Origin of the sequence: Trinickia caryophylli, from assembly GCF_034424545.1 — a bacterium.
In the GTDB taxonomy this organism is placed as follows: Bacteria; Pseudomonadota; Gammaproteobacteria; order Burkholderiales; family Burkholderiaceae; genus Trinickia; species Trinickia caryophylli.
Genome location: NZ_CP139970.1, coordinates 2,085,244 through 2,109,208, shown reverse-complemented (window position 1 = coordinate 2,109,208; position 23,965 = coordinate 2,085,244). Strand labels below are relative to the sequence as shown.

Sequence of the window (23,965 nt, the reverse complement as noted above, 5' to 3'; positions counted from 1 at the left end):
ATCGGTTTAAATCCGCCTAGGAAGTGCCGAGCAACCGCGGAGGCATTTTGAGCAGCGCAAGCTCACTTTACCTCACCATCTCCCTCTCCTCTGTCGCGTTAGCCGCTTAATCTGTGCAGGTTTCGCTGGGTCATTACACCGGTTTGGGTGCCTAAGCCGATGCGCGTAACGGTTCGGACGAACCCTGCACCATCGTGCTGGCCCGCTTGGCACAGCCTCGCTCTGCGATGACTATCGACCCGCCGTCGTCCGCGTTATGGACGACGGGAAGCCTTCTGTTCTCCAAGATGCAGACTGTGCGGAGCATCTTGCAGCTACATCTTCTAGCACTGCCGTCAAAGCCACCTGAAGGGCTGCGCTGACGTCGGTCCCACCGAGCTGCGCTCAGCTTATGCTTTCAATAGCCTCAGTGGCAGTTCATGCACGCGGCCGAGCCCCAGATGTCGCCGCCGGAAGACGATTGCATATCCGAAGCGCCGCCACCTTGCTGACTGGCCATGTTGGCGGCCTGAGCGTACGACGATTGCGCAAAGATGGTGCTAGCCAACGCGATCAGCAAGCAGCAGATAGCATTCTTTTTCATAATTTTTCCTTTTTAAGACGTTGGACAAAATAACTGGGTCTTTGCCGGACCATGCAGAACCGCCATGCGCGAACAGCACAACCGGTCAGGCTCAAATAGCCTAAGTCGGCGCAAATTGAGTCACAGTCGCGGCAGCGAAAAGATACCGCCGCATCCGAAAAGAGTGCCCGCACCACAACCAAGCAATCCACAAATCGATTCCCAGGCATCCTCGAGCCGCGGAACGAGAAGGTTTTCGGCGTCAAATTAGGCAAGTCTGACGATGCCGCACTGAGCTTGCCCCCGCAAAACGAATCTCTTGCTGAGCGTTTAAACTCAAGCAAGGAGAGTCAAGAAGATGAGCAAGATGACGCGGGTGCGCTACACGCTCGAATTCAAGCTGGAAGCGGTTCGGCTGGTCAAAGCCGGCCAGAGCGTTGCGGCGGTGGCCGAGACGCTGGACGTGCCGGCGCAGTCGATTTCCAACTGGTTGAAAGCTGATCAGGAGGGCAAGCTTGGCGGGGCCGGCACGAAGCCGGTAAGCCCGGAGCAGATGGAATTGTCGAGACTTCGCGCCGAAGTGGCGCGGCTGAAGATGGAGCGCGATATTTTAAAAAAAGCGTGGGTAGGTTCAATGAGTCGCTGCAACAGCCTCGCATAGTTTGTCGGCCGGAGACATGAAGCCCAATGTCTTTCTGGGCCTTTCATTGAGCCGCGCTGCGATCTTGTTCAATTCCGCCTGCGAGTATTGATCAAGTTGCGTACCGTGGGGCAAGTACTGACGCAGGAGTCGGCGCGGCGATTGCTGGGACACTCAGTTCAGAATACTCCTCGAACGTCGGACCGATCTGACCCGTGCTGGGATTGGCCGAGCTGCCAAGCTATCCCGGAAAGGCAAAAGCTCGTGAAAGCCGGTAAACTTCTAACGGCCTGCGAAACGTGGGAAGGGCTGCGTATTACGCGCCAGGCGCTCGACAAGGCGGTAAAGGCCGGGCGTATCTTTTTCGTGGAGGTGGGAACTACCCGGTTCTACCCCGCTTTCTATCTGACCGAAGACATCGACCGAAAGACGTTAGGTAAGGTCACGAAGTGCTTGGGCGACCTACCGGGATGGAGCAAGTGGCAGTTCTTCACAACTCCAAAGGCATCGTTAGCAAACATCACTCCCCTTCAGGCTCTCGTACGCGGTTTGGTCCAGCGGGTCGAAAGCGCCGCTTCAGCGTTTTCTGGGCGGTGAGCGTCGCCAAGTGAAACATTTGCAAAGCTACTCAATCAAAGCTTTTCGCCCGAACACTTGGCGTCCGACTGGATTTCACTCAAGAGTCGACTATGGATTCAACGGTTGTGCGGCCGGCCTGGTTACTTGGCCTTGCAGTTCTCACAGTGCGAACAATTCGCTTGCCGGATACCTCAGGTCGCGATTCATTGCCTCAGAGGCCTGACGATGACGGGACCTGAACCTTCGAAGACTAGGCTCGAGCAGCCCTTTCGCACAGGATGACAGCTCATAACGTTGCAGCAGCTCATTCACTAGGCCAACGTGTCCAAAAAATAACAAGGAGTTCAGTACGTGCTCCAATGCCAGTGGCTTGCCCATGAGGTAGAAGGCGGACTGGCGCAACCTTGCTTCCCCAGCATTACGGTCCGACAAAGCGTCACGAACAGCTATCTCCCGCTCTCTTTCAAATTCCTCGCTATATCTCGAGTTATCCCTCGAGAAATAGTACAAAGCCCTGAGTTCGCCGAACGCCTCTGGGGATACATTATCCATGAGACTAGGCCAAGTCTCGACCCGCAACGCCGAACGCGCACGTATTCCCTCGACCAGACCCGAATCGTCGTTGCTAAGCTCCGCATCAAATAAGGCGCCACGTCCTTCCGGCTCCGGAGCGTATCGCTTCTTCAAATCCTCCATCTCAATAAATTTGCACCACGAATCAAAATATAGAATAAGTTGCGTAGGCGTTAGATGAGAAAACGGAAGACACCCATCAAGAATGGCGGCCATTTCGGTGTTCCCCTCGATGAGCCTCACCGCACGAGAGAACTCGTTGGAGCTGATATTGAAGTGCGCCCGAATGTCGTCCTTCGCTACATCGAACACCTCTGTCCCCCATGCGGCTCTCGGGGGCAGTCGATAGCTTATGCACACAAGGTCGAATCGCGAAAGGCGTGCGGTGTAGGTTTTGTGTCGATATTCGTCGCCAAGAAAATCCCCTTGATAGTTCAACGTTTTCAGGTCCGCAATTAACTTTGGGAACTTTTTCCACAGGACGCCGAGGTTGATTATCGCAAGCTCAGTCAGGTGCTTTTGGTTCTCCCGGTCAAAGGGATAACGGAAGACCTGTCCCGTGGCATCCACCGCTGCAAAATCTGATATAGGCGTGTCTAGTGGCTCGATGACCGTCTTATAGCGCCAGTCGAGTGCAATCGCATGCTCTTTAAAATAGCGCCACAATTTCCCGATATCATGTGATGTCTGGACGTCGATATCTGGCAGGCGATAAGCGTGATGAACAAGTGGGCGCAGTGAGTCGATAGCTGCCTTGATGTACAGTTCTATCGCATGACGCATGTTGAAGCAGATAGGGTACACAAAGGTGTCCGTCGGATGCTTCAGCCCCCGGTGGCTTAGAACCTGCTCGAGTAGAACCTGTGCGGCGTTTGCAAAGCCTGCCGCATAATCCACGACGTCGGGCGAGCCGTTATCACCCACGCAAGCGTTCGCCCACGACGGCTCTTCGTTTCTGAACATTTCGTTGGCAGGGTTCTGCGACATGTCGTATTGCAATAGTTAGCGGTCGGAGCATGATTTTACGCAACAGCTACAGTTTCGCCGTGCCCGAATGCGCTTCACCCCCCTTCCCCCTGCTCCCATAACGCTCGAACGTCACGAGCGCCAAAGCGAAGCCGAGGAAACTCGCCTAGTTCGCACGCGGCATCGAAGACCTGAAAATAGGCTCCGAGGAAACTCCCTTGATTCGGGCAGAAAGTCGTATATTTATGCAACTCAGCATAGTCGAGCGCGATACACGGCAGGTTCGTCTCATCGAACGCGCTGAACAAAGACTTGCTGTACTCGGCATAGGTGTCGATGAATAGCTCTCGAACAATAACCAACGACAGAAGATGGTGCTTGCTGATGTCTACACAGACCTCGCGCTCGCTTGACCTGCCCCCATCAAACCGGGCCAGTCGGAACCTAGTAAAGTTCGTTTTCGGAGAGGAAGACGAACATGAAGAAGCGCTTTACGGAAGAACAAATCATCGGGTTTCTGAAGGAAGCCGAGGCCGGCATGCCGGTGAAGGAGCTGTGCAGGAAGCACGGCTTCAGTGACGCGTCGTTCTACACGTGGCGCGCGAAGTTCGGCGGCATGGAGGTGCCGGAAGCGCGCCGGTTGAAGGACCTGGAAGTCGAGAACGCGCGGCTGAAGAAGCTACTGGCCGAAGCGATGCTCGACATGGAAGCGCTGAAGGTGGTCGTCAAGGGAAAGCCCTGAGCCCACAAGCCAAGCGCGAGGCAGTGGCGGCGATTCGGGAGAAGGTCGACATCTCGGAGCGCCGTGCCTGCCGGCTTGTTGGGCTGTCTCGCAGCGTGTTGCATTACGAGTCGAAACCGGACCACGAGAACGAAGCGCTAACGGCGCGCCTGGTGGTGCGTATTTCGGTCCAACGTGACCGAGCGTTTCGGCATCGTGACCGGCGATTTCGGGAACGTGACCGAGGATTTCGGCAACGTGACCGGTCGGACCGACATGCAGGTTTGGCGTTGCGCGTGACCCCAACCACGCGGGCTATGCTCGACGGCTTTGGCCGGAGAGACGATGCCCGCGCACCGGATGAACACGCGCATGATCAAGGACGTTTTACGACTGAAGTTCGACGGCGGTTTCTCGCATGATCGAATCGCCGCGTCGTTGGGCATTTCCAAGGGCGTCGTCACGAAGTACGTTGGCCTTGCCAAGGCAGCCGAGCTCGACTGGGCGAGCGCCTGCGATATGGATGAGGGCGAGCTCGAGCGGCGTTTGATGGGCAAGCCCACGGGGCCTGCGGCCTACGCCCAGCCCGACTACGGGCGCATCCACCAGGAACTGCGCCGCAAGGGCATGACGCTCACGCTGCTCTGGGAGGAGTACCAAGCCGAGTTCGCCGACCGGCAGACCTATCGTTACACGCAGTTCTGCGAGCACTACAAGAGCTTCGCCAAGCGCCTGAAGCGCTCGATGCGCCAGATCCACCGCGCCGGCGAGAAGCTGTTCGTCGACTTCGCCGGACCCACGCTGCCGTTGACGACGGGGCGACGCGCGCACGTGTTCGTCGCTGCGATGGGCGCCTCGAGCTATACGTTCGCGTGCGCCACGCCTGCCGAGACGATGGAGGACTGGCTTGGCGGCATTGCGCGAGCACTGACGTTCTACGGCGGCGTGCCGCAACTGATCGTGCCCGACAACCCACGCGCCATGATCGCTGACCCCGATCGTTACGAGCCTCGCGCTGGCGACACCGTGCTCGATTTCGCGCGGCATTACGGCACGTCCTTCCTGCCAGCGAGAACCTATCGACCGCAGGACAAGGCTAAGGTCGAGTCAGCCGTGCAAGTGGTCGAGCGCTGGATCATGGCGCGCTTGCGTCATCACGAGTTCGGCTCGGTGCAATCCGTCGATGACGCAATCAGCCCATTGCTGACGTATCTGAACGAGCGTCCCTTCCAGAAGCTGCCCGGATGCCGAGCCAGTGCGTTTGCCCAGCTCGACGCGCCCGCCTTGTTGTCGTTGCCGGCCCAGCCGTACGAACTCGCACGCTTCAAGACGGTGACGGTGCACATCGATTACCACGTCGAGGTGGGTAAGCATCGGTACAGCGTGCCGCATGCGCTCGTCGGCTTGAAGCTCGAAGCCCGCATCACCGGCGGCGCCGTTGAGCTCCTGCATCGCGGGCGTCGTGTGGCGAGCCATGCACGCAACGAGCACGTGGGCGGCTACACGACCGTCGTCGAACATATGCCCGCGGCACACCGCGCACACCTGGAGTGGACGCCGCAGCGTCTGATCCACTGGGCGCAGCAGATCGGCTCGGCAACGGCGGTGCTTGTGACGCGATTGTTGGAAGAACAGCGCCACCCCGAACACGGCTATCGGGCATGCCTGGGGCTGCTCTCGCTGTCGCGGCGCTACGGCCGGGACCGACTCGAAGCCGCGTGTGCGTTGGCACTCGAGCTCGGTGTGCATCGTTACCGACATGTGCGCGAGATCCTGCTCAACAACCGAGACCGCGCCGTCGCGATGGCGCCGGCGGACTGGACGAGCCCGAGTCATGCGCACGTGCGCGGCCCCGGCTATTACCAATAAGAAGGCACACGGCGATGATGATGCAACAAACACTGACACAGTTGCGCACGCTCAAGCTCGACGGCTTCGCCGACGGGCTCGAAGAACAACTCGCGCAGCCGGGCAGCGCCAAGCTGGGCTTCGAGGAGCGCCTGTCGTTACTGGTGGACCGCGAGACGAACTGGCGCGACGACCGGCGTCGCACACGGCTGCTCAAACATGCGCACTTGAAGTATCCGCAGGCCGCGATCGAGGATCTCGATACGCGCTCGGGCCGTGGCATCGATGCTCGCGCGCTCATGAGCCTGGCGCTGGGCGACTGGGTTCAGTCGGGCTACAGCCTGCTCATCAGTGGCCCCACCGGTGCGGGCAAATCGTGGCTCGCCTGTGCGCTGGCGCAGTACGCCTGCCGACGCGGGCACTCGGCACTGTACCTGCGTGTACCGCGACTGACTGAGGAGCTTCGGATCCTGCACGGCAACGGCGGCTTCACGAAGTGGCTCATGCAAGTGGCGCGCGTCGACGTCTTGCTACTCGACGATTGGGGAATGGCTCCACTGGACGCGATGGTGCGCAACGACTTGCTGGAGATGATCGACGACCGCGCCGCCGGCAAAGCCACAATCGTGACCAGTCAATTGCCCATCGAGCACTGGCACGGCTGGATCGGCGACGAAACGATTGCCGATGCGATGCTCGACCGACTCATGCAGCGACATCACCGCATCACGCTCAAGGGCGAGTCGCTTCGAAAAGTCGCTCCGAACCCTCAAACAAAGGAGGTCGTACTCGACGAAAGCTGATCCAGAAACCTAGAATCAACCCCGCGCAACATCGAACCCGCCAAATCGGTCACGTTCCCGAAATCGGCGGTCACGTTCGCCGAAATACGCACTTGACGACAAAACGGTGGAGGCCGAACACACTGGAGCAGTCTTGGAAGACCATGCAGACCAGGTCGGCAGGTATTGGGTGAACAAGGCGACTGAGGGGCGGGGAAGCTATCTTCGAGCCGATCGACACCCTTGGCTTTATGGCTCGGACTGGGTGCATGGCGAGGTCCTTGCCGGCGACCCTGTAAGGCGCGGAAAGCTCACGGAAGTGCTCAGCTATCTGGCGTTGCGCCGCGCACTGGTGCGCCTGAAAAACGAGCCGCCAGGGGCGTATTTCAGGACGTCAGATCGCAAGGCGAGAGCCTGATGCCGCTCAGGTGAGACGGTCCCGAAGGGGCGGTAGAGCCTTCAGGATCGCACGCAAAAATCAATATCCAATATGCCTAACTCATTGATTTATAAGGGGTGGTGATTTTCCTGGCCCAGGCGCAAGGGCTGGCGTCACCACCTCTGCGTGAAAGATGCCCGATGCGCGCGTCGAGCATCATTTTCTGCAAAATCCGGAAGAGACGTTCGCAACGCACTTCAAGAAAATTTCGTTCGCGTTCCTGCTATCGGCGCAGAGTTTCCTCGCGACTTTTCGTTGAAAATTTTCTCGAAAATTACTCACCATCAGTTGCTTGACGGCGCGCGACGTACTGTTCCTTTGCCTCGTTCGACATGTTCTTAATTCTGGCTGGTCCGAGGTGATATTCGGGCGCTCGATTGATCCCCTGCTGCTCAAGTGTGCGATGGTCGACCCGTGCGGCGTGCCCGTACTTCTCTAGCGCCGCGTTTTGAACATCCGCCCACAACCTTCGCTTCGCGATGAGTTCTTCCCGAAGAATGTGCGCCGGCTTTCCGCCACTATCTTTTCTACATCCGCCACGTGAAGGGTAGTGTGGGTTGTAGCGCCGGAATATCTGCTCAAGCGGCCGATCAATTCCGTCAGACACTCGGTCAGAGATGAGCACATGCGCATGTGGGTTGCTTGTGCCGCTGATCGCCCCATTGGGTCGGTGGATGGCGTACTCATAAGGCTTGTCGCCAATCACGGCATCGATGAATTGATGCAGAACTTCCTTATGCTGCTCAAGCGTCAATTCGCCAGGCAGTGCCAACACGAATTCCCGGCACGCCGATCCGTTGGCGCGCTCGTGCTTATCGGCATTGTTCCAAAAGGAGCAAGGGTTACCGTTTGCAGCGTCAGGAAAATTGCCTGACCCCGTTGCCACGAGATCCTCGGTGCGGTCGTTGTATTTCCCTTGACGTGAGATGTACTTCGATCGATCTGCTGCTTTACCTTTGCCGTGACTTTTGAGGGCCATGTGATAGCTTGCCATTATTACTCCCCGCGCAGTGATTCCAGTGAGAATGTGGTTTAACCTTCGGCGAGGCGAGTGCAGAGACGGGTTGAGAAGCTATATTGAGAGAAAGGGTATGTGCGCGTGCGCCATCTCCCTGATGGCTTGCTTTACATGAACCCTCTTGGATTGACGTTGACCGCTGCCGCTACTTCTTTCGTTCCTTCTCTCCCTCTTCTCTCTACCTGCCTTTTTATTGCTCTTGCCTCACAAGATACAAAGCGCTGTAAAAAATTATGCTTTCCTGTATTTATATTTAGCTTCATAACTCGATAATCAGACTGAGCGGAGGATAGAGGCAGCGATGCTTGAGCCTGTACGGCGAAGAGAAAGTTCAGAGATGCTCTTCGCTGAAGAGTTAAACTCGTGCTTTCTCGATCACACGAGGTAACCGATGGGCATTAAGATGTCGACGGCGATCGACGCCGACGGTAATGAGTGGCAGGCCGAGGACTATGCCAAAGGAAAGGGCCGGGAGCCATTGCACTGCAAGCAGTGTCCGACCGGGGTAACGCACCAGAGTGCCTATAGTTGCGAGCGGCACAACAAGTCGATCAAGGTTCCGGCCTACTTCCGGCTATTGAAAGACAGCGAGCATGCCGATAACTGTCCGCACGCAGTCGAGCACAATGTGAAAAAGCTCGTGACGCCGTCGGAGGGTTTGATTGAAAGCTTGCGCAACGGCAAGTATCGTTTGCGGCTGATGATGATTGCGGAAGCCCTCGGGACGGCACGGAAGCGGGAATCTCCAAGAGGCGGCGGTACGACGCGGCCGGGAGGAACGGTTTACAAGCGCAAGTCGGGAAACTTACCGGCGTACATCAACTCGGCGAAGAAGGTGCTTTCGCTTCGCGCGGCCTGCGACGATGACGAGAGCATCGCTAGGTATCTCGAACTCGTGTTCGAAGGCAACACGGTCGTGCCGTGGTCATCGTTCTACTTCGAAGCCGAGCGATACATGGAGGCGTTCCGTGCGGTATCCCTCCTGACCGTCAAACATCCGATTGCGCTGCACGGAGTCGTCAAATCGAAGCGAAGCCCGATAGTTGACGGTCGACCGACGAACGTAATCAACCTCCATATCCCGAAGTATGTTGATGACGCAGCGGATGCGGTGCATGGAATCAGTGTTGAGCCCAGCATCTGGACCGACAATGCAGACTGGTTTGAAGGTATCGAGGAGGATTCGGAGGTTGTAGTGCTCGGTTTATGGAAAGCGAAGCCTGGGAAGCGCGTCCCCGCGAGCGAGCCCGGGAAATATCGATTCTCGGACTTTACGAAACACAAGTTGAACCTCACGCTGTCTCTGAAAGCGCAAGTTGCGCAGGTGCCTCGATCGAAGAAATAGATCGAAAGCGCGGTAACGAAACGGTAACGTCGCAAGTGATGTGTTGTTCGGTCAGATGAGCGTCGTTGTTCCGTTAGGCATCCGTTCGAACAGCTCGGTCACAGGCAAGACCAAGAAAATCGGGGACCTCTGACATGCAACGTACTTTCCAACATTCGTTTGTTCCTCCGGCGGCCGATCCCGTCGGTACTCCGCACGTTAGTCTTTCCGTGACAGAGATCGAAGACGCGGGGGTACGTGAGATTTTGCAGTCTCCGGGTCCCGCCTTGGCGTGTTGGTCTTTTATTGATGCACTGCTCGAGCCGATGGGTCCCGGGACTCCCTTTGTGTTTCGCGAACCGCTTGGCCAAGCTCGGGAAGTCAAAGTGGCATTGTCGGGGCTATTCGGGCGCTTCGTTGCTCGGGCTTATCTCGAGAGATACATGGGGCTATCGATATTTGCTCACCTCGGGCAGCGAAATATTGCGTTGAATGCTCGGCAAAGGATCAGCGTCGCAAGAATAGCGCGCGGGGATCTTCCTGATTGGGTGGCCTGCACTTCCAGGCTATCGAATTTAACCGTGGCGGAAGCCAAGGGCTGCCATGATCGCCCGGGGCCGGGGAAAGCGCTCAGGCGTGCATGGATTCAAGCTGGGCGAGTGAACGTTGTGTGCGGCGGCCGACCTGCGACAGTCAAGCGGATCGCGATTGCTACCCGCTGGGGGGCCGCGAATGGCGGAGCGAGAGATCCGATGATCTCTGTACATGATCCGGAGGAGCCGGGCCTGCCTCTTTCACCGGAGGATGAGCGCGCTATGTTTGTTGGTCTGTTACGTCGGCATGCCGCAGCCTTGTTACGCTCCCTTGGACATGTTGAGCTAGCGAACTCTTTGTTGAACCTTGCTGTCACACGACGGTCGGAGCGCCAACTGATTGCGGAGGCACACCAGGCGTTGGATGCTGCGACCGTCTGGGGCGTCGATGCCGAGCAGGGAGCCAATTGGGTCGACGATCTCATCGGTGGTGTGGTGACGCGTCAGGGACCAATTGCGGAACGAAGACTGTCTCCGCCCGATGAGCAGACGCTCGCGCGGCTGAATCTTCGGCCGTTGTTTGTCGGGTTGGAGCGCAAAGTAGTGCGGTCAGCGATCGATGGTGATGGCGACGTGCTGGAGAAAATTCTATCTACGGACCGAGAGCAAGTGCGAGCGAGATTCGATGGTTCGGGGGGCTGGATCCTGCCGCTGGGCCAATAGAAAGACGTGGGGCCTTCTGCGCGGTGCGGGGCCAGCGTTGCAGCAATACAATCTGCGGGGCTGGGCGGAATCGCTCAGGTCATATCGCGAGTGCGGCTACCGCGTGGTCGGTTGTCTCATTGTTTCGTCCAATCCGATCAGAATCAAGGTATGAACGAGAGGAATAGAGCCGGGGAAGTGCAAATTGCATGGCAATCGCTGACGGCAGCAATGCTCGCAGGTGCTTCGGTTCATCGGGTGAGAGATCTCTCTGACGCAAGGGGGACTGTCGGCGTGCCATCCACGGCGGGCGTCTACGCCTTTTGGTGGGTCGGAAGCAGGGCGCGGTTGATGCAAGCTAATCGGCATATCGTCCTGAAAGGGCCGGGCGGTATAAGCGTCGATGTGCATTATCACGACTGGTGGCCGACTGACGCCCCTTACCCCTGCTTGTACGCGGGCAAGACTACCAATTTGCGGCGCCGATTCGCGCAGCATCTTCTGCGAGGTACCGCAGGCCGCGCGCATCAATCGCCGACGGAGAACGCCAAGGCAACGCCTCGGACGACATCGTGCCAATTGCGTTTTGGCATCGAACACGTCTTCCCGGCTGAGGCAAACCCGGTGGGAGTCATCGACGAAGCCGTGGGCTTTTCTTGGTGCGACGAGTTCCCAGACAACGCGGTCGCAGAGCGCTTTTTGCTGAGGACAGACTCGTGGGACACCTCCGGCCTTGGTTCAACATTGACTCGGAACGTTAACGGCAAATCCCCGTGTGAGAGTTCAAATGGGGTCACGGCTGCGGACACAGGCACCGTATCATCCACGATAAATCTTCCCGCAATCGTGAGTCCTCTAACAAACGGGCATAAGAAGCGCTGTTATGCAAAAGTCAACGGTTTAGCAGCGGTCAAGGCTTACTGCGTCAAGACCGAGGCGCCGACTGCGATCATGGTAGAACAGCGAGACGTCACCCTGCGGGCATCGGCCGATACCATATAGCCGGTGCTGCTGTTGTTTTTTGTCGGTCTGACGTCATCGGCGATCCATCGATTGAGCCAACGCCTTGTTTTCCGCGAAGGCGCGTAGCCATTGCACATGGTCAACAAATTCCTGCAATACACATTTGCGGAGCTGTGTCAGAATTCAGCGCGGAGCCTATTTCGACGACTGAATCGACTACGCGTGAAGGGAGACCCGAATGTCCCAGTATTTCGTAGCACTGCGTCACGATCCAACGATCTGGCCTAATCTGAAGTCGGCTGTACAGGGTGATAACTTTCCGACTATTCAGTTTAAGGACGGAAAGGACGACAGTCCCACGCATGCGATAGTGACATGCACCGCGGTAAGTTCAACAGAGTTCGGGTTCGTGCGCTTCACTCCTGACTGGCCAGAGAATCGAAAGGGTGAGCCTCCAGAGCATCTTATCGTTCATCCGGGAAACGTTCTCTGGATAGTAGAAAGCGAGCAACGACGAGGGCCAATAGGGTTTGCGATAGCGGGAGCCTAACGACCGAAGCGGTGCTCAAGTAAACGTTTGGGCGATACTGCTGCATTGCGCGAGTGTCCGCTGATCGCGGGGGGCGTATACGCCAAGTGACTGTTTTGTTCGACTTCCACTGCTTGGCGCCGAAATTCAAGATGAAGCGTCATGCAGCCGAAGATACCTAAGCAAAGGGCAACGCCGCGGAATGGCCCTCCTGCAAATTCCGTAGCGAGTGGAGGAAAAAATGAAAAAACTTAGTCTGGCGCTCGAGCATTGCTACGGCATTCGCAAGCTCGACATCGTACTGGACTACTCGAAGTCGTCCACCGTAGCCATCTACGCTCCTAACGGAGCGATGAAAAGTTCGCTGGCCAACACTTTCCAGGACATCGCCGATGGATCCCCATCCAAGGACCGAATATTTCAGACCAGGGTCACGCGTCGCGAAGTGAAGGATGAGACGGGCGCAGACCTAGCGGCAAGTGGCGTGCTGGTTCTTCGACCCTATGAGGAAATCGCAGGGCAGGGAGGAGAGACAGCTACGCTATTGGTGAATCTAGGGCTTCGTCAGGAATACGAGGCGTTGCACGCGGAAATCAATGCGGCAAGGGCGGCGTTTATCAAAGCTGTCAAGGCGCAGGCAAAGACGAGGCGGGAGGTGGACCGGGAGATTTCCTCTACCTTCACTGCCTCTGGGGAGCAACTCGACGTTGCGCTGAATCGAATCAAAGATGAGCTTGCGTTGCAGGAAGACGCTCCGCTCGCTACCGTGCCCTATGACGTGGTAATGGACGAGAAGGTGGAGGCATTCCTTGCGACTGGAGACTTCCGAACCGCAATTGATGACTACGTCAAGAAGTACAACGAACTGCTTGCGGCGTCCAAGTACTTCAAGAAAGGTACCTTCAACTACTACAATGCCGCCAATGTTGCGAAGCAACTGAAGGACAACGGCTTCTTCGAGGCCAAGCATACCGTTAGACTTAACGGAGAAGAGAAGGTCGAGATCACTTCCGAAACGCAGCTCGCAGAGCTGATTAAAGAGGAGAAGGAGAAGATTTCGGGCGACGTCAATCTTCGCAAGAAGTTCGAGGCGTTAGAGAAGCAGATACAGAAAAACGTGACACTGCGTGACTTCGAGGCGTATCTGCAGGACCACGAGGAGCTGCTGCCCGAACTAGCCAATGTGGCATCGTTCAAAGAAAAGCTCTGGAAGTCGTACATCAAGGCCAACTATGAGTTGTATGTCTCGCTGCTCGAGAAGATCCAGCTAGCGGCCGCGCGCACCAAGGAGATCCAGGAGCAGGCAGCTCGAGAGAAGACACTGTGGCAGACGGTCATTGACATCTTCAACGACCGCTTTGTGGTTCCGTTTCGGTTGGAGGTGGCGAATAAGGTTCAGGTAATGCTTGGTGTGGAGACCGTCCCACGGCTTGGCTTCGTCTTCACCGATGGCGCCGATGAACTTTCGGTCGACCGGGCCGCTCTCCTGCAGACCCTTAGCACCGGGGAGAAGAAGGCGTTTTACGTGCTGAATATGCTCTTCGACATCGAGGTGCGGCGCCAGAGCGGCAAGGAGACTTTGGTTATCGTGGACGACATCGCTGACTCATTCGACTATAAGAACAAGTACGCCATCGTTCAGTACCTCTCCGACCTGGCGGAGGATCCGTGCTTCAAGCAACTGATCCTCACTCACAATTTCGACTTCTACCGGACGATAGAGAGCCGCAAGCTCGTTCAGCGGCAAAACTGCTTCATGGTTTCGAAGACCGCGCAGGGAGTTACACTTCAAAGCGCAGTCGGCGTCAAAAATGTCTTCGTGAAGGTTTGGAAGCCATGCTTCTACACTGACCGTCGGATGAAAGTCTGCTGCATCCCCTTCATGCGCAACCTGATCGAGTACACGAAGGATGACGCGGATGCAGACTATGTCAAACTCACTTCGCTGTTGCACTGGAAGGCGGATTCCAACCTGATCACGGTTGCGGACCTAGATGGCGTGTACGGACGGCTGTTCACAGCAGCTGGACAGTCAGCCAATGGGGCGGAGCTAGTTCTCGATCTAATCGATGCGGAGGCGAAGGCCTGCTTGCAGGCGCCGGACGGGATTAACTTCGAGAACAAGGTGGTGCTGGCGATTGCCACTAGGTTGCAAGCTGAAAAGTACATGGCCGGGAAGATCAACGACGCGGCATGGCTGGCGACGATCAGTGCCAACCAAACGCCGGCTCTGCTGTCGCGCTATCGTCAACTGTTCGCCGGCGAGGCGGCCAACATTCGAGTTCTGCAAAAGGTGACGCTGATGACGCCTGAGAACATCCACCTGAACTCGTTCATGTACGAGCCGATCCTTGACATGTCTGATCAGCACCTTCGGCGGCTGTACACTGACGTGGCGGCGCTCGTTTAGTCGGCTCGTCAGTGATACTTCGAAGACGAGTGAGATGGTTGCCCTATCACTGCGCCCGACCTGGCCGTCGTCCTCTGGCGAACGGCTAGGTTGTAGGATACTCTCGGAGAGCTTGGGTTCGCGAGGATGGCGTCCTGTCCCCTGGGGCGTCCGTGGGCTCGTATCGAGGGGCGGCGGTTTCATGCTTTCCCCGCGAGGTAGCAATTGCACAGGATTTGACAGCGTCAGGTTTGGGTGCCCCTGACGAAGGGTTCCCATTTTGCAGGGGCACTTTAGCGGTCGGTTGAGCCCGGTGCGCGAGTAAGGCACGATGCCTACTCGTCGACGTCGCTGAAAACTGAACGATCGGTTTGCCGCTCACGTTGCGTTGCCGGAGGCACGCTGTTGAAGAAACTGCATTCTTCTTCGGATGATTTCTCTGCCTCGACATCTTCCTTGGCCCGCTGCAAAGCACGAGTCAGGTCCTGATACTTGTTATCAAAAACACTATTGACCTCTACCAAGTAGCGGATGCCATCGAGGAATTCGCTTACCTCTTCAAACTGACTGTCAACGTCGCGATCGGGATCTGCTTGCGCTCGACGACGTGCAATCTCATGTGCAATTTCTGAGTCGAGCTTGGCTAATAGTCCCGCGGTCAATTGCATGAGCTCCAAAGGCTTGAACATTGCGAGGATGCCGTCGTCGCAGATGAACGACGTGTCGAGGGAGTCGAGGGCGCCTTCCTCCAGCGCCGCCACGGTGGCCGAGCGTACATCCTCGGTGAGCAAGCCCATCGAATGGGCTGTTGCCCGAAGCCGAATTTCCTCGCTGCGACGGAGACGGAACCAAATTGGAGGTTCTCCGCGTCGGCCTGGGAGGTCGGGTGCGCGTTCCAATATCTTCCGAACGATGTCCGTAGGAAGTCGATGATTCAAGAATTCGAATAAGCGCTCGTTTGCGCTGGGTTCGTTAGGAGTTTCAAGCAACCTCTCGATCAACGCTTCGCTGCTGCCCTGCGGAACCACGACAGCATCGCGAATGTGAGCCGCACCTTCACAAACCACTTCCGTGAGTAGAGTGTCAAGCCTCGCTCCTCGAACGTAGACGTCGATTAAGTCCGGTCTCTTGCTGAGAATCTCACTAATGGCATCGGCAAATGTGGGGTGCCAAAAGGCCCAGAATTCTTTGTCGCCATCTCGTCGGCGCACGATCAATGACCCAGCAAGCTGTAGCAGAGCTTGAGTCATGCTGGCTCTTGTAACGCCATAGCTTGTGGCGACCAAGGTTGCATCATTGTCGGGTAGCAGGTGAACAGGTAGCCGCGACTGGCCAAGAAACACAAGCGTCAGGGCTGCTCGTTGCTCGGCCGACAGTTCTTCAAAGGTCTGGACCAGGAATTTCTGCGGTTGGGAGATGAAGCGCAGCAAGTCGTCTGGCACCTTTTTGATGTGCCCAGTGAACGTGGGATCGCCAAGGCGACGAGCCAATTCCGGGAGCAGTCTGTCTTCCTTAGACAGCAGGGGCAGATGGTCCTTAATCCAAGCTTTCCAACTGGTTGGCTGCCGTCCCGCCTTCAGGTGGTTATAGAGAATCTGTTCCCGTTCTGAATGCGTGAGCTTGCCGACATTGACGACAGCAGTGTCGTTCTCCAAGAGGAGATGATTTCTGGAGCCAATGCGAGGTTTAGCGTCGTTCCAGATGTGTGTACGAGACGTGAGGATGAAATGACATCCGTGATCGAGCGCCGTCTTGAGCTTGGGCATAAATTCAATCCAAGCATTGACGTACTCGGGCATAAGCAAATTGGAGCCAAAGGCATCGTCAACCCAGAAAAGGCGCTTGTTCTCGTTGGGATTCCAATGCTGCCGTAGCTCTATCGGTCCTTCGCACTTGAACACCTGCACCTCGTTCTTGTCGACGGCCATCGTCGCGAGAATTGCTGCGAGGGTGGACTTGCCGGTAGCTGGCGCGCCGAGAAGAAGTACGAGTTTGTGCTTCGCCAGTATGTTCACCGCGGACCGATGGGGTGCCGTCGGTACATACACGTTGAGGGACTTTCGATGGTCACCTAGCAGGGCGAGGGTTTGGGAGGCACATCGCTCGTCGATGATGGTCGAGAGGTCACCAAGGCCATAAACGCGAGGCACCAGCGCCCGGAGGCGAGGGCTTCCCTTTATCTTTCCGAGCAACCAATCCTTGCCTTCGACGTGAGGCTCCGTTACTCCCATCGCTGCGAGCCGTTCACGGATCTCGCGCGCGACGTCGGCATCGACACTCATGCTGGTGAGGAAGTAGTAGATCGACGCCATGCTCTTGTCGACGAGCTGCTTGACGTGCTCAAGTTCGCCTGTGATGTCTGAGGAGCGCAAGCGTTGTGTGTGTTTGCTGGAGAACTTGCACTGTACGGTTCCCACCGCGACGGAGCCATCGACGTGCTTAGCAAGGAACACGGCGTCTTGTCCGCCGTCCTGGGCTTCGCGATATACCGAGACCGAGCACTTCAGCTCTTCTTCCATTACCTGCGCGCACAGATCTTGGAACGCCTTCCATCCAAGAGTGTGGAGCGCGAAGTCGACGTGATAGCCCTGTGCCTGGGCGAATGGTGTCTGGGCGGGCGGCTGCGGTTCTTTGGTCTCCATCCATGTATTGTATTCGTTGCGCAGGGCAGCCCCAGGGGCTAGCCGTAAATTTGCGTTAGATCATTCCGGCCCAACAAGGAAGCCAGAGGCGAGCGGAGCGATCAGCCGCGTAAGAAGCGCTCGTGCCGTGGAGAAAGGACCGGGTTCGAACGGTCGCCTCGCGTGGTATATCGGACATTGACTGTGGCGAGCTCGGCTTCCGCTTCAGGTCGACTTTCGCCAACCTCGTCGGGCGGCGATCCTCAGGGGCGGGCCTTCGTGTTACACGCCGCAATGCAAACATTCGCACCCCGGTGTATGCTCATCACCTTTGCACTGTCCGTACTATTGTGAAGCTTCCCACCCGCATTCAGCAACATAAAGCGGAATCAGACTCTTACGCTATTCTGGTCTATAAGCTCCGGCACGTCGGAATTTTTCGAAACGTGACGGAGAGCGACTATGGGATAGATTTTGAGATTGAGATAGTGCATGGAGAGCAAGTCACCGGAAGGTATTTTAAGGCTCAGGTGAAGTCATCCGAGAATCTAAGGATTCGTAAGAAGGACCGGACTCCTGTTGTCGGCGGCATCAAGGAGAGTACCCTCTACTACTGGACAGAGCTTAGCTACAAGACGCACGTGATCTTGTACGCAGTCGATTTGAAGACGGAAGAGATCTATGTGTCACGCCCGATCTTCTGGCAGGCAGCTTCCCTAATCAACGGGGACGAAAAGACCAAGAGTATCGAGTTCTTGCCTGAGGTCACGAAGACGGAGGAGGAGAAAGTTCGGGAGATGATGCCGACTATCTACACCGTCACGTTTGCGCTTTCTCCGTCCCTCCCTGACCTGATCTACTCGCACAAGACGGCACTCCGCTACTTGAAGCTGTTCTTGGGCATGTATGTCGATGTCTACCACTACGACGGTCATGTTGAGATCCATGAGCCAGACGTCCTAAAGACGCTGCTGGACACGTGTCGCGTTTTGCTTTGGGATAACGAGTTGGAGTCGGCTGGTCTGTCTGAGAAGGATCGCAAGCACCTGTATTCATTCGATCACTGGGTCAAGAATTCAGGCGAGTGGGCAACCGACGAGGTGACTAATTTCAGTGCGCAAACACCGCTCCGTGTGCTTATCCCACTTCTCGTTGAAAAGCTCAAGGTGTTGCGGCGAATGGTATTCGAAAGCAAGTACTACTGGCGCTTCAAAGACAGGCCCTATCTGCGTCTGGTTTACGAGACCGCTCTCCCGAGTGATGCGACTGAGAAGACCCTTAAGCAGTGGGGTTACGAATTCGACAGGCATCAGCGGCAAGTGATCGGGTTTAGCCTCTTCGAGGCATTCAAGTTCTCTGAGCTGAAAGAAGCCGGCATAGAAGTTTGAGGGGTGTGACCGTGGCCGGGGGCTTTAACCCCCAACATGGAATGACCGTTTGCCAATAGCCAGAGTGTCGATTTCGGATCGACTTCGGGCGCTGCCTTTGCCCGGCAGCGGTCATTGGCGGGATATTGCACGTTACCTGGAGGCCGGTGCAATCGATGAGCACAGCGAGCTGAGTCCAAAAAAGAAAAGTCTGAGTGTGCTGGGGATGCGCCCCGACGGCGTGACCTGCCCCCTTCGGTGGGTCTGTCAGTAATTTCGTGTTCACGGCATATGATGCTCCCCAGGAGAAAATATGCCTCGCAAACCCAAGACCCCACCGGTAGAGCTGCCGGCGATTCGAGCCGAGCTGCTTGAGCAGTTCGGCAACGGCCCGATGACGGCCGAGTCCATCAACGCCGCGACCATGGCTTTGAAGAAGGCGTTGATAGAGCGCGCGCTCGGCGGCGAGCTGAACCATCACCTGGGCTATTCACCGGGCGCGGCCAAGCCGGCCGCCGTTACCAACCAGCGCAACGGCAAGGGCGCCAAGACCGTTTTGACCGAAGACGGGCCGATCCGCATCGAGGTGCCGCGCGACCGCGACGGCAGCTTTGAGCCGCTGCTGATCCCCAAGCACGAACGACGCTTTACAGGCTTCGATGAGAAGATCGTCGCCATGTACGCCCGGGGCATGACCGTACGCGAGATCCAGGGCTTCTTGCAGGAACAGTATGGCACCGAGGTCTCGCCGGAGTTCATTAGCTCGGTCATCACGGCCTCGATCCGCTGATTGAGAATGCGGTTTCGATAAGCAGCTCGCGCCTGGGCAACCGCTTGGCATTGCGCGCCATGCGGCACACCTCCCACCCTGATTCATGAACACGTTGAAGTGCGGGCTGGTCCACCGAATGGAGCTCGCCAACCGCCCCACTCACAATTGATCGCGAATCTCGCCGGGGCCCTTGCCAGTCCAGCGCTTCAATGCCCGGCGGAAGTTGGCCGTGTCGCTGAAACCGACCAGCATGGCGACATCGTCCGTGCTGAGCTTCGTGGTCTTCAGGTATTCGGTGGCCAGCGAGCAGCGGACGTCGTCGACGATCACGACGAACGAAGTGCCTTCGGACTCCAGGCGCCGCCTCAGCGTTCGACTGGTCATGTTCAATGAGGACGCCACGGATTCCATGCTGGGAAACACCCCAGGCTTGCGCATCAGGAGTTGATAGACCTCGCCCGATACGCCGGTCGATGTTTTCGCTTGCCCGATCAGCCGGTCGCAGGTTTCCTGCAAGAGCGCCGCGGAATGCCGATGCGCGAGGTGTGGCTTTATTTCCAGTATGGCGCTGTCGTATATGAGCTGGCATTCCTCGGCGTCGAACTCGCACGGGCAACCCAGATACTGCGGATATATCGCGGCGTAGTCCGGTGCGGGATACGAGAAGCGGGCAAGCACCGGCGGGCAGCGCCGCCCCGCAACGTCTTCGAGGTGCGTCACGTGCTGCGTGTATTGCTGTTCGAGAAGAAACTGCTGGACATGGTGCGGCAGGTTCGACGAGAACGCATCCGGAAACCGCCACACGGAAGTATCGGGATACTCGGTCCACTCGATCGTGACGGTCGGCGTTGCCAGCCGATGGTATTTGACGCCCAGCCGGAAGTAGTCGCGCAGCGACAGGCACGACATCAGGGCGTAGCCATACATCCCATACGCGGCCAGATGAAGCCGCGCTCCCGTCTTGAAGGGCGTGCTCGGATCGGATGAAAGGCTGACGGCGTTGGTACATACCGCCGCGTATTGCCTGACCGACGTCAGGACCGAAGCGTCGTAAATCTGATCGGGCTCGACACCGCTTCCCTTCAGGCTGTCCTCGGGGGCAATGCCCTGCTCCGCAAGCACTTCGACCAGCGCCGCGATCTTGTACGGCGCGTAGATGCGCTCGTTCAACAGCGGGAATTTCGATGACACCGTTCCTCCCCGTTCATGTCCTCGCGGGACATCGGCTTGTCCGAAAAAGACCTTACGGTGTGGATCGTATCTAACTACTATCAATGGGACAAGAGACGAGGCCGCTTTGCCGTTGGCGCCTGCGCACCCCGTGCAACCCCCGCGCGTCAGCGGCGATACGAGAGCTATTGAAATGGGACATTCGACCAGCAAAGTCATCATCACGTGTGCAGTGACAGGGTCGGCACACGTGCCGTCCATGTCGGAATATCTGCCGCTCACGCCCGATGACATCAAGACTCAAGCGCTCGAGGCCGCCGAGGCCGGGGCGGCGATACTTCATCTGCACGCACGCAATCCGGAGGATGGCCGGCCAACGCCTTCACCCGAAATCTTCCGTCAGTTCGTCCCTGCAATCGCGGCGCAGACGGATGCTGTCATCAACATCTCGACGGGTGGCAGTACACGTATGACGCTCGACGAGCGTTTGGCCTATGCGCGTATCGCCAAACCCGAAATGTGCTCGCTGAACATGGGTTCGATGAACTTTTCGCTGCATCCGGTCGCGGCGAAATTCTCCTCCTGGCGATTCGGATGGGAAAAGGAATACGTCGAGGGCATGGAGGACATGATCTTCCGGAACACCTTCCGGGACATCAAGAACATCCTCACCGAATTCCGCGATTACGGTACGCGCTTCGAGTTCGAGTGTTACGACGTGGGGCACTTGTATAACCTCGCGCACTTCATCGATATCGGGCTCGTCAAGCCTCCGTTCTTTATCCAGTCCGTACTCGGCATTCTCGGCGGGATCGGCCCCGATCCGGAGAACCTCGCATTGATGCGTTCCAGCGCCGATCGTCTGTTCGGCCGCGAGAGCTATCAGTTTTCGGTGCTCGGCGCCGGCCGCCATCAGATGTCGCTCGTGACGATGGGCGCGATCATGGGCGGGAACGTCCGCGTGGGTCTGGAAGACAGCGTCTACCTATCGCGGGGTGTGAAAGCAACGTCGAACGCGGAGCAGGTCCGAAAGATTCGCGCAATCCTGGAAGCGCTTTCTTTCGAGATCGCGACGCCGGCCGATGCTCGCGCAATGCTCGGATTGAAGGGCCGCGAGAGCGTCTCGCTTTAAGCAGATGGCCTTGCGCGCGCACTGCGCGTAGGCGAAGAACCCTTTCTCCCGCAGCGCCGATCGGGTATTGCCCGTCGTGCGACACAAGAAAAAACAGGCGGGACCACTTCTGGAGACATCATGACTGCAGCGACCGTCGACCACAGCCGCGGCGAGACTCACTGGCGAGCGACCCGCAAGGCGATGACGAGGCTTCTTCCGCTAATGTGCGGGATCTATTTCATGTCCTTTATCGACCGCACGAACGTGGCGCTCGCCAAAAGCGCATTGGCGGCCGATCTCGGCATCAGCGCCGCCGCTTATGGCCTCGGCGCCGGCATCTTTTTCATCGGTTACGCGCTCCTGGAGGTTCCGAGCAATCTGGCAGCCCACCGTATCGGCCCGAGAGCCTGGATCGCGCGTATCGCCGTCACCTGGGGCGCGCTATCGACGGCCATGATGTTCGTGCAAGGCGAGCGGTCGTTCTACATTCTCCGCGTATTGCTGGGCGCCGCGGAAGCGGGGCTCTTTCCGGCCCTGATGTATATGGTCACGCTGTGGTTCGGCCGCAGAGATCGGGCGGTAGCGGTCGGCTGGATTTATACGGCTCCGTCGATTGCACTCATCATCGGCAATCCGCTGGGTGCAGGGCTGATGCAACTCGGCGGGATCGGGGGGCTGCACGGCTGGCAGTGGATGTTCCTGCTGGAAGGCTTGCCCACGATCGTAGTGGGCATCATCCTGTTCTTCAAACTGCCGAACCGCCCTTCCGAGGTCAAGTGGTTGACGCCGCAAGAAGCACAAGCGCTCGAGGCTCATGCGGTCATCGACACGCATGGGCACGCCGATCTCGCGTCGGCGCACTGGTTTGACGCGTTGAAACGTCCGACCACGGTGTTGATCGCGCTGATCTACTTCCTGAATCAAGTCGCGTTCGTGGGCCTGTATTTTTTTACTCCCTCCATTGTCGCGCAGATGCATGTGAAATCGCCGATTCTTGTCGGCCTGCTCTCGAGTAGTGTCGGCATCGGCTTCCTGCTCGGCGTGCTGACATTGCCGCGCATCCACCGCCGTATAAGCAATGACTGCCACTTCCTGAGCGTGTTGACCGCAGGCGTTATCGTCACCGCCTGTGCGTTTATCGCCACTCGAAATCAGGCGGCACAAATCACTTTGCTCGGTATCACGGGTTTTTTCGCGGGCGGCATCTTGCCTTCCTATTGGGCTGTTGCGATGAAGCGCCTGCAAGGCGTACAAGCCGCAGCCGGCCTCGCTTTCATCAACACGATCGGTTTGCTGGGCGGGTTCGTCGGGCCGTATCTGTTCGGGCTGGCCGAGACGATAACCGGCAGGAGCGACTCCGGCTTCAACGTCGTGGTGGTTGCATCGGTGCTCGGTTTGTGTCTCGTGCCATTGCTTGCCAAAGCCATTCGCGCGGCCGACCGCGCCGTTTCGGCGACCAACGGAGCGACACATGAATACCTTTGAGCTTCTCAAGCCAAGACCCGGCCTGCGCGTGTTCGTATCGGGTGCCGCCGCGGGCATTGGCGCGGCGATTGCGGACGCATTCGTTCAAGTCGATGCACGCGTCTACATCTGCGACGTCGACGGGGCGGCCGTGGAAAAGGCCAAAGAGCGGAATCCGAAACTGCTCGCCGGCGTTGCCGATGTGGCGAACCGCGAGCAGGTCGACAAGGTTATCGACGACGCGAAGGCGACGCTCGGCGGGCTCGACATTCTTGTCAACAATGCGGGCATCGCCGGTCCGACGGGCGAGGTCGAATCCCTCCAGCCGGAAGACTGGGAACGAACCATTTCGACCAACCTGAACAGCCAGTACTACTTCCTGCGCAAGGCGGTGCCGCTGCTGAAGGAGACGTCGGATTGTCCGGCCATCATCGCCATGTCGTCCGTGGCGGGCCGGCTGGGCTACGCATTCCGCACGCCTTACGCTTCGAGCAAATGGGCAATCGTAGGGCTCGTCAAGTCGCTCGCGGTCGAACTCGGGCCGAGCAACATCCGCGTGAACGCGATCTTGCCGGGTGTCGTGGAGGGCGACCGGATGGACAGCGTGATAGCCGCCCGGGCCGAGTCGACCGGTGTTTCGTTCGACGAGATGAAAGCGCTGTATCTGAAGAAGATTTCGCTTCGCCGCATGGTGACCGCCGACGACGTCGCCGCGATGGCGCTTTTCCTCGCCTCGCCCGCGGGATACAACATCACGGGGCAAGCCATCAGCGTGGATGGCAATGTCGAATACCTCTGACGCATACCGGAAGGCCGAGGTCCGCAAATGATCCGGCGTCCGGAGCGGCATCGAATTGCATCGGCAACCATGGCGAAGGCTGCCGCTTTC

At 57.7% G+C, this 23,965-nt stretch carries 15 protein-coding genes and 4 pseudogenes; 13 read left to right on the top strand and 6 right to left on the bottom strand.

Annotated elements, in window-relative coordinates:
- Window positions 1–406 precede the first annotated feature (406 nt).
- Window positions 407–583 (bottom strand): hypothetical protein, encoded by a 177-nt coding sequence (locus U0034_RS09510; RefSeq protein WP_158243558.1) that lies wholly within the window; start codon window positions 581–583, stop codon window positions 407–409.
- Between the two features lie 337 nt (window positions 584–920).
- On the opposite strand from U0034_RS09510, the pseudogene U0034_RS09505 reads away from it, so the two are divergent.
- Window positions 921–1,184, top strand: a pseudogene (locus tag U0034_RS09505) (transposase); the annotation flags it as partial.
- Window positions 1,185–1,193: 9 nt separating this feature from the next.
- Here U0034_RS09505 and U0034_RS29320 read toward each other — a convergent pair.
- Window positions 1,194–1,358, bottom strand: a pseudogene (locus U0034_RS29320) (IS30 family transposase); the annotation flags it as partial.
- 108 nt (window positions 1,359–1,466) lie between these two features.
- On the opposite strand from U0034_RS29320, the gene U0034_RS09495 reads away from it, so the two are divergent.
- Window positions 1,467–1,799 carry a hypothetical protein gene (locus U0034_RS09495; protein WP_085229919.1) on the top strand — a complete coding sequence of 111 codons (333 nt, stop codon included), beginning with the start codon at window positions 1,467–1,469 and terminating at the stop codon, window positions 1,797–1,799.
- Window positions 1,800–1,940: 141 nt separating this feature from the next.
- On the opposite strand, the gene U0034_RS09490 is transcribed toward U0034_RS09495, so the two are convergent.
- Entirely contained in the window at window positions 1,941–3,341 is a 1,401-nt protein-coding gene (locus U0034_RS09490; protein WP_085229918.1) for a hypothetical protein, read from the bottom strand.
- 457 nt (window positions 3,342–3,798) lie between these two features.
- On the opposite strand from U0034_RS09490, the pseudogene U0034_RS09485 reads away from it, so the two are divergent.
- From U0034_RS09485 to istB, 3 genes and pseudogenes are all read left to right on the top strand, one after another.
- Window positions 3,799–4,212, top strand: a pseudogene (locus tag U0034_RS09485) (transposase); the annotation flags it as partial.
- A gap of 174 nt (window positions 4,213–4,386) precedes the next feature.
- Entirely contained in the window at window positions 4,387–5,910 is a 1,524-nt protein-coding gene (gene istA, locus U0034_RS09480; RefSeq protein WP_143795496.1) for an IS21 family transposase, read from the top strand.
- A gap of 14 nt (window positions 5,911–5,924) precedes the next feature.
- The gene (gene istB, locus U0034_RS09475) at window positions 5,925–6,692 is read left to right on the top strand and encodes an IS21-like element helper ATPase IstB (RefSeq protein WP_085227224.1); all 768 of its coding nucleotides are present in this window, start codon (window positions 5,925–5,927) and stop codon (window positions 6,690–6,692) included.
- A gap of 692 nt (window positions 6,693–7,384) precedes the next feature.
- Here istB and U0034_RS09470 read toward each other — a convergent pair.
- Window positions 7,385–8,104: a MobA/MobL family protein gene (locus U0034_RS09470; protein WP_085230628.1), complete on the bottom strand. Its 720-nt coding sequence runs from the start codon at window positions 8,102–8,104 to the stop codon at window positions 7,385–7,387.
- Between the two features lie 415 nt (window positions 8,105–8,519).
- Here U0034_RS09470 and U0034_RS09465 point away from each other — a divergent pair, with 415 nt between their 5' ends.
- From U0034_RS09465 to U0034_RS09455, 3 genes are all read left to right on the top strand, one after another.
- Window positions 8,520–9,473, top strand: coding sequence for a hypothetical protein (locus tag U0034_RS09465; protein WP_085230627.1), 954 nt, complete (start codon window positions 8,520–8,522; stop codon window positions 9,471–9,473).
- Between the two features lie 134 nt (window positions 9,474–9,607).
- Entirely contained in the window at window positions 9,608–10,708 is a 1,101-nt protein-coding gene (locus U0034_RS09460) for a hypothetical protein (RefSeq protein ID WP_102622914.1), read from the top strand.
- A gap of 1,712 nt (window positions 10,709–12,420) precedes the next feature.
- Window positions 12,421–14,589, top strand: coding sequence for an ATP-binding protein (locus U0034_RS09455; RefSeq protein WP_170151721.1), 2,169 nt, complete (start codon window positions 12,421–12,423; stop codon window positions 14,587–14,589).
- Window positions 14,590–14,903: 314 nt separating this feature from the next.
- Here U0034_RS09455 and U0034_RS09450 read toward each other — a convergent pair whose 3' ends face one another.
- The gene (locus U0034_RS09450) at window positions 14,904–17,210 is read right to left on the bottom strand and encodes an nSTAND3 domain-containing NTPase (RefSeq protein ID WP_085230626.1); all 2,307 of its coding nucleotides are present in this window, start codon (window positions 17,208–17,210) and stop codon (window positions 14,904–14,906) included.
- A 425-nt stretch (window positions 17,211–17,635) separates the two neighbouring features.
- Here U0034_RS09450 and U0034_RS09445 point away from each other — a divergent pair, with 425 nt between their 5' ends.
- Both U0034_RS09445 and U0034_RS09440 read left to right on the top strand, forming a co-directional pair.
- Complete coding sequence (locus U0034_RS09445; protein WP_233211873.1) at window positions 17,636–18,577, top strand: DUF4365 domain-containing protein; 942 nt, start codon at window positions 17,636–17,638, stop codon at window positions 18,575–18,577.
- Window positions 18,578–18,869: 292 nt separating this feature from the next.
- Window positions 18,870–19,325 (top strand): annotated as a pseudogene (locus U0034_RS09440) (transposase); the annotation flags it as partial.
- Between the two features lie 162 nt (window positions 19,326–19,487).
- On the opposite strand, the gene U0034_RS09435 reads toward U0034_RS09440, so the two are convergent.
- Window positions 19,488–20,519: an AraC family transcriptional regulator gene (locus tag U0034_RS09435; protein WP_085230624.1), complete on the bottom strand. Its 1,032-nt coding sequence runs from the start codon at window positions 20,517–20,519 to the stop codon at window positions 19,488–19,490.
- Between the two features lie 172 nt (window positions 20,520–20,691).
- Between U0034_RS09435 and U0034_RS09430 the strand changes: the two genes are divergently transcribed.
- The 3 genes from U0034_RS09430 to U0034_RS09420 all read left to right on the top strand — a co-directional run bounded on the left by U0034_RS09430 (window position 20,692) and on the right by U0034_RS09420 (window position 23,875).
- Window positions 20,692–21,630, top strand: coding sequence for a BKACE family enzyme (locus U0034_RS09430; RefSeq protein ID WP_085230623.1), 939 nt, complete (start codon window positions 20,692–20,694; stop codon window positions 21,628–21,630).
- A gap of 120 nt (window positions 21,631–21,750) precedes the next feature.
- Complete coding sequence (locus U0034_RS09425; protein WP_085230622.1) at window positions 21,751–23,097, top strand: MFS transporter; 1,347 nt, start codon at window positions 21,751–21,753, stop codon at window positions 23,095–23,097.
- Window positions 23,084–23,875, top strand: coding sequence for an SDR family oxidoreductase (locus U0034_RS09420; RefSeq protein ID WP_085230621.1), 792 nt, complete (start codon window positions 23,084–23,086; stop codon window positions 23,873–23,875). The genes U0034_RS09425 and U0034_RS09420 overlap by 14 nt, the downstream gene beginning before the upstream one ends.
- Window positions 23,876–23,965 lie beyond the last annotated feature (90 nt).

Coding starts and splice junctions, on each gene's coding strand:
- U0034_RS09455 (WP_170151721.1), top strand. CDS start 12,421: ATGAAAAAACTTAGTCTGGCGCTCGAGCATTGCTACGGCATTCGCAAG.
- U0034_RS09465 (WP_085230627.1), top strand. CDS start 8,520: ATGGGCATTAAGATGTCGACGGCGATCGACGCCGACGGTAATGAGTGG.
- U0034_RS09470 (WP_085230628.1), bottom strand. CDS start 8,104: ATGGCAAGCTATCACATGGCCCTCAAAAGTCACGGCAAAGGTAAAGCA.
- U0034_RS09430 (WP_085230623.1), top strand. CDS start 20,692: ATGGGACATTCGACCAGCAAAGTCATCATCACGTGTGCAGTGACAGGG.
- istA (WP_143795496.1), top strand. CDS start 4,387: ATGCCCGCGCACCGGATGAACACGCGCATGATCAAGGACGTTTTACGA.
- istB (WP_085227224.1), top strand. CDS start 5,925: ATGATGATGCAACAAACACTGACACAGTTGCGCACGCTCAAGCTCGAC.
- U0034_RS09460 (WP_102622914.1), top strand. CDS start 9,608: ATGCAACGTACTTTCCAACATTCGTTTGTTCCTCCGGCGGCCGATCCC.
- U0034_RS09450 (WP_085230626.1), bottom strand. CDS start 17,210: ATGGAGACCAAAGAACCGCAGCCGCCCGCCCAGACACCATTCGCCCAG.
- U0034_RS09420 (WP_085230621.1), top strand. CDS start 23,084: ATGAATACCTTTGAGCTTCTCAAGCCAAGACCCGGCCTGCGCGTGTTC.
- U0034_RS09510 (WP_158243558.1), bottom strand. CDS start 583: ATGAAAAAGAATGCTATCTGCTGCTTGCTGATCGCGTTGGCTAGCACC.
- U0034_RS09490 (WP_085229918.1), bottom strand. CDS start 3,341: ATGTCGCAGAACCCTGCCAACGAAATGTTCAGAAACGAAGAGCCGTCG.
- U0034_RS09425 (WP_085230622.1), top strand. CDS start 21,751: ATGACTGCAGCGACCGTCGACCACAGCCGCGGCGAGACTCACTGGCGA.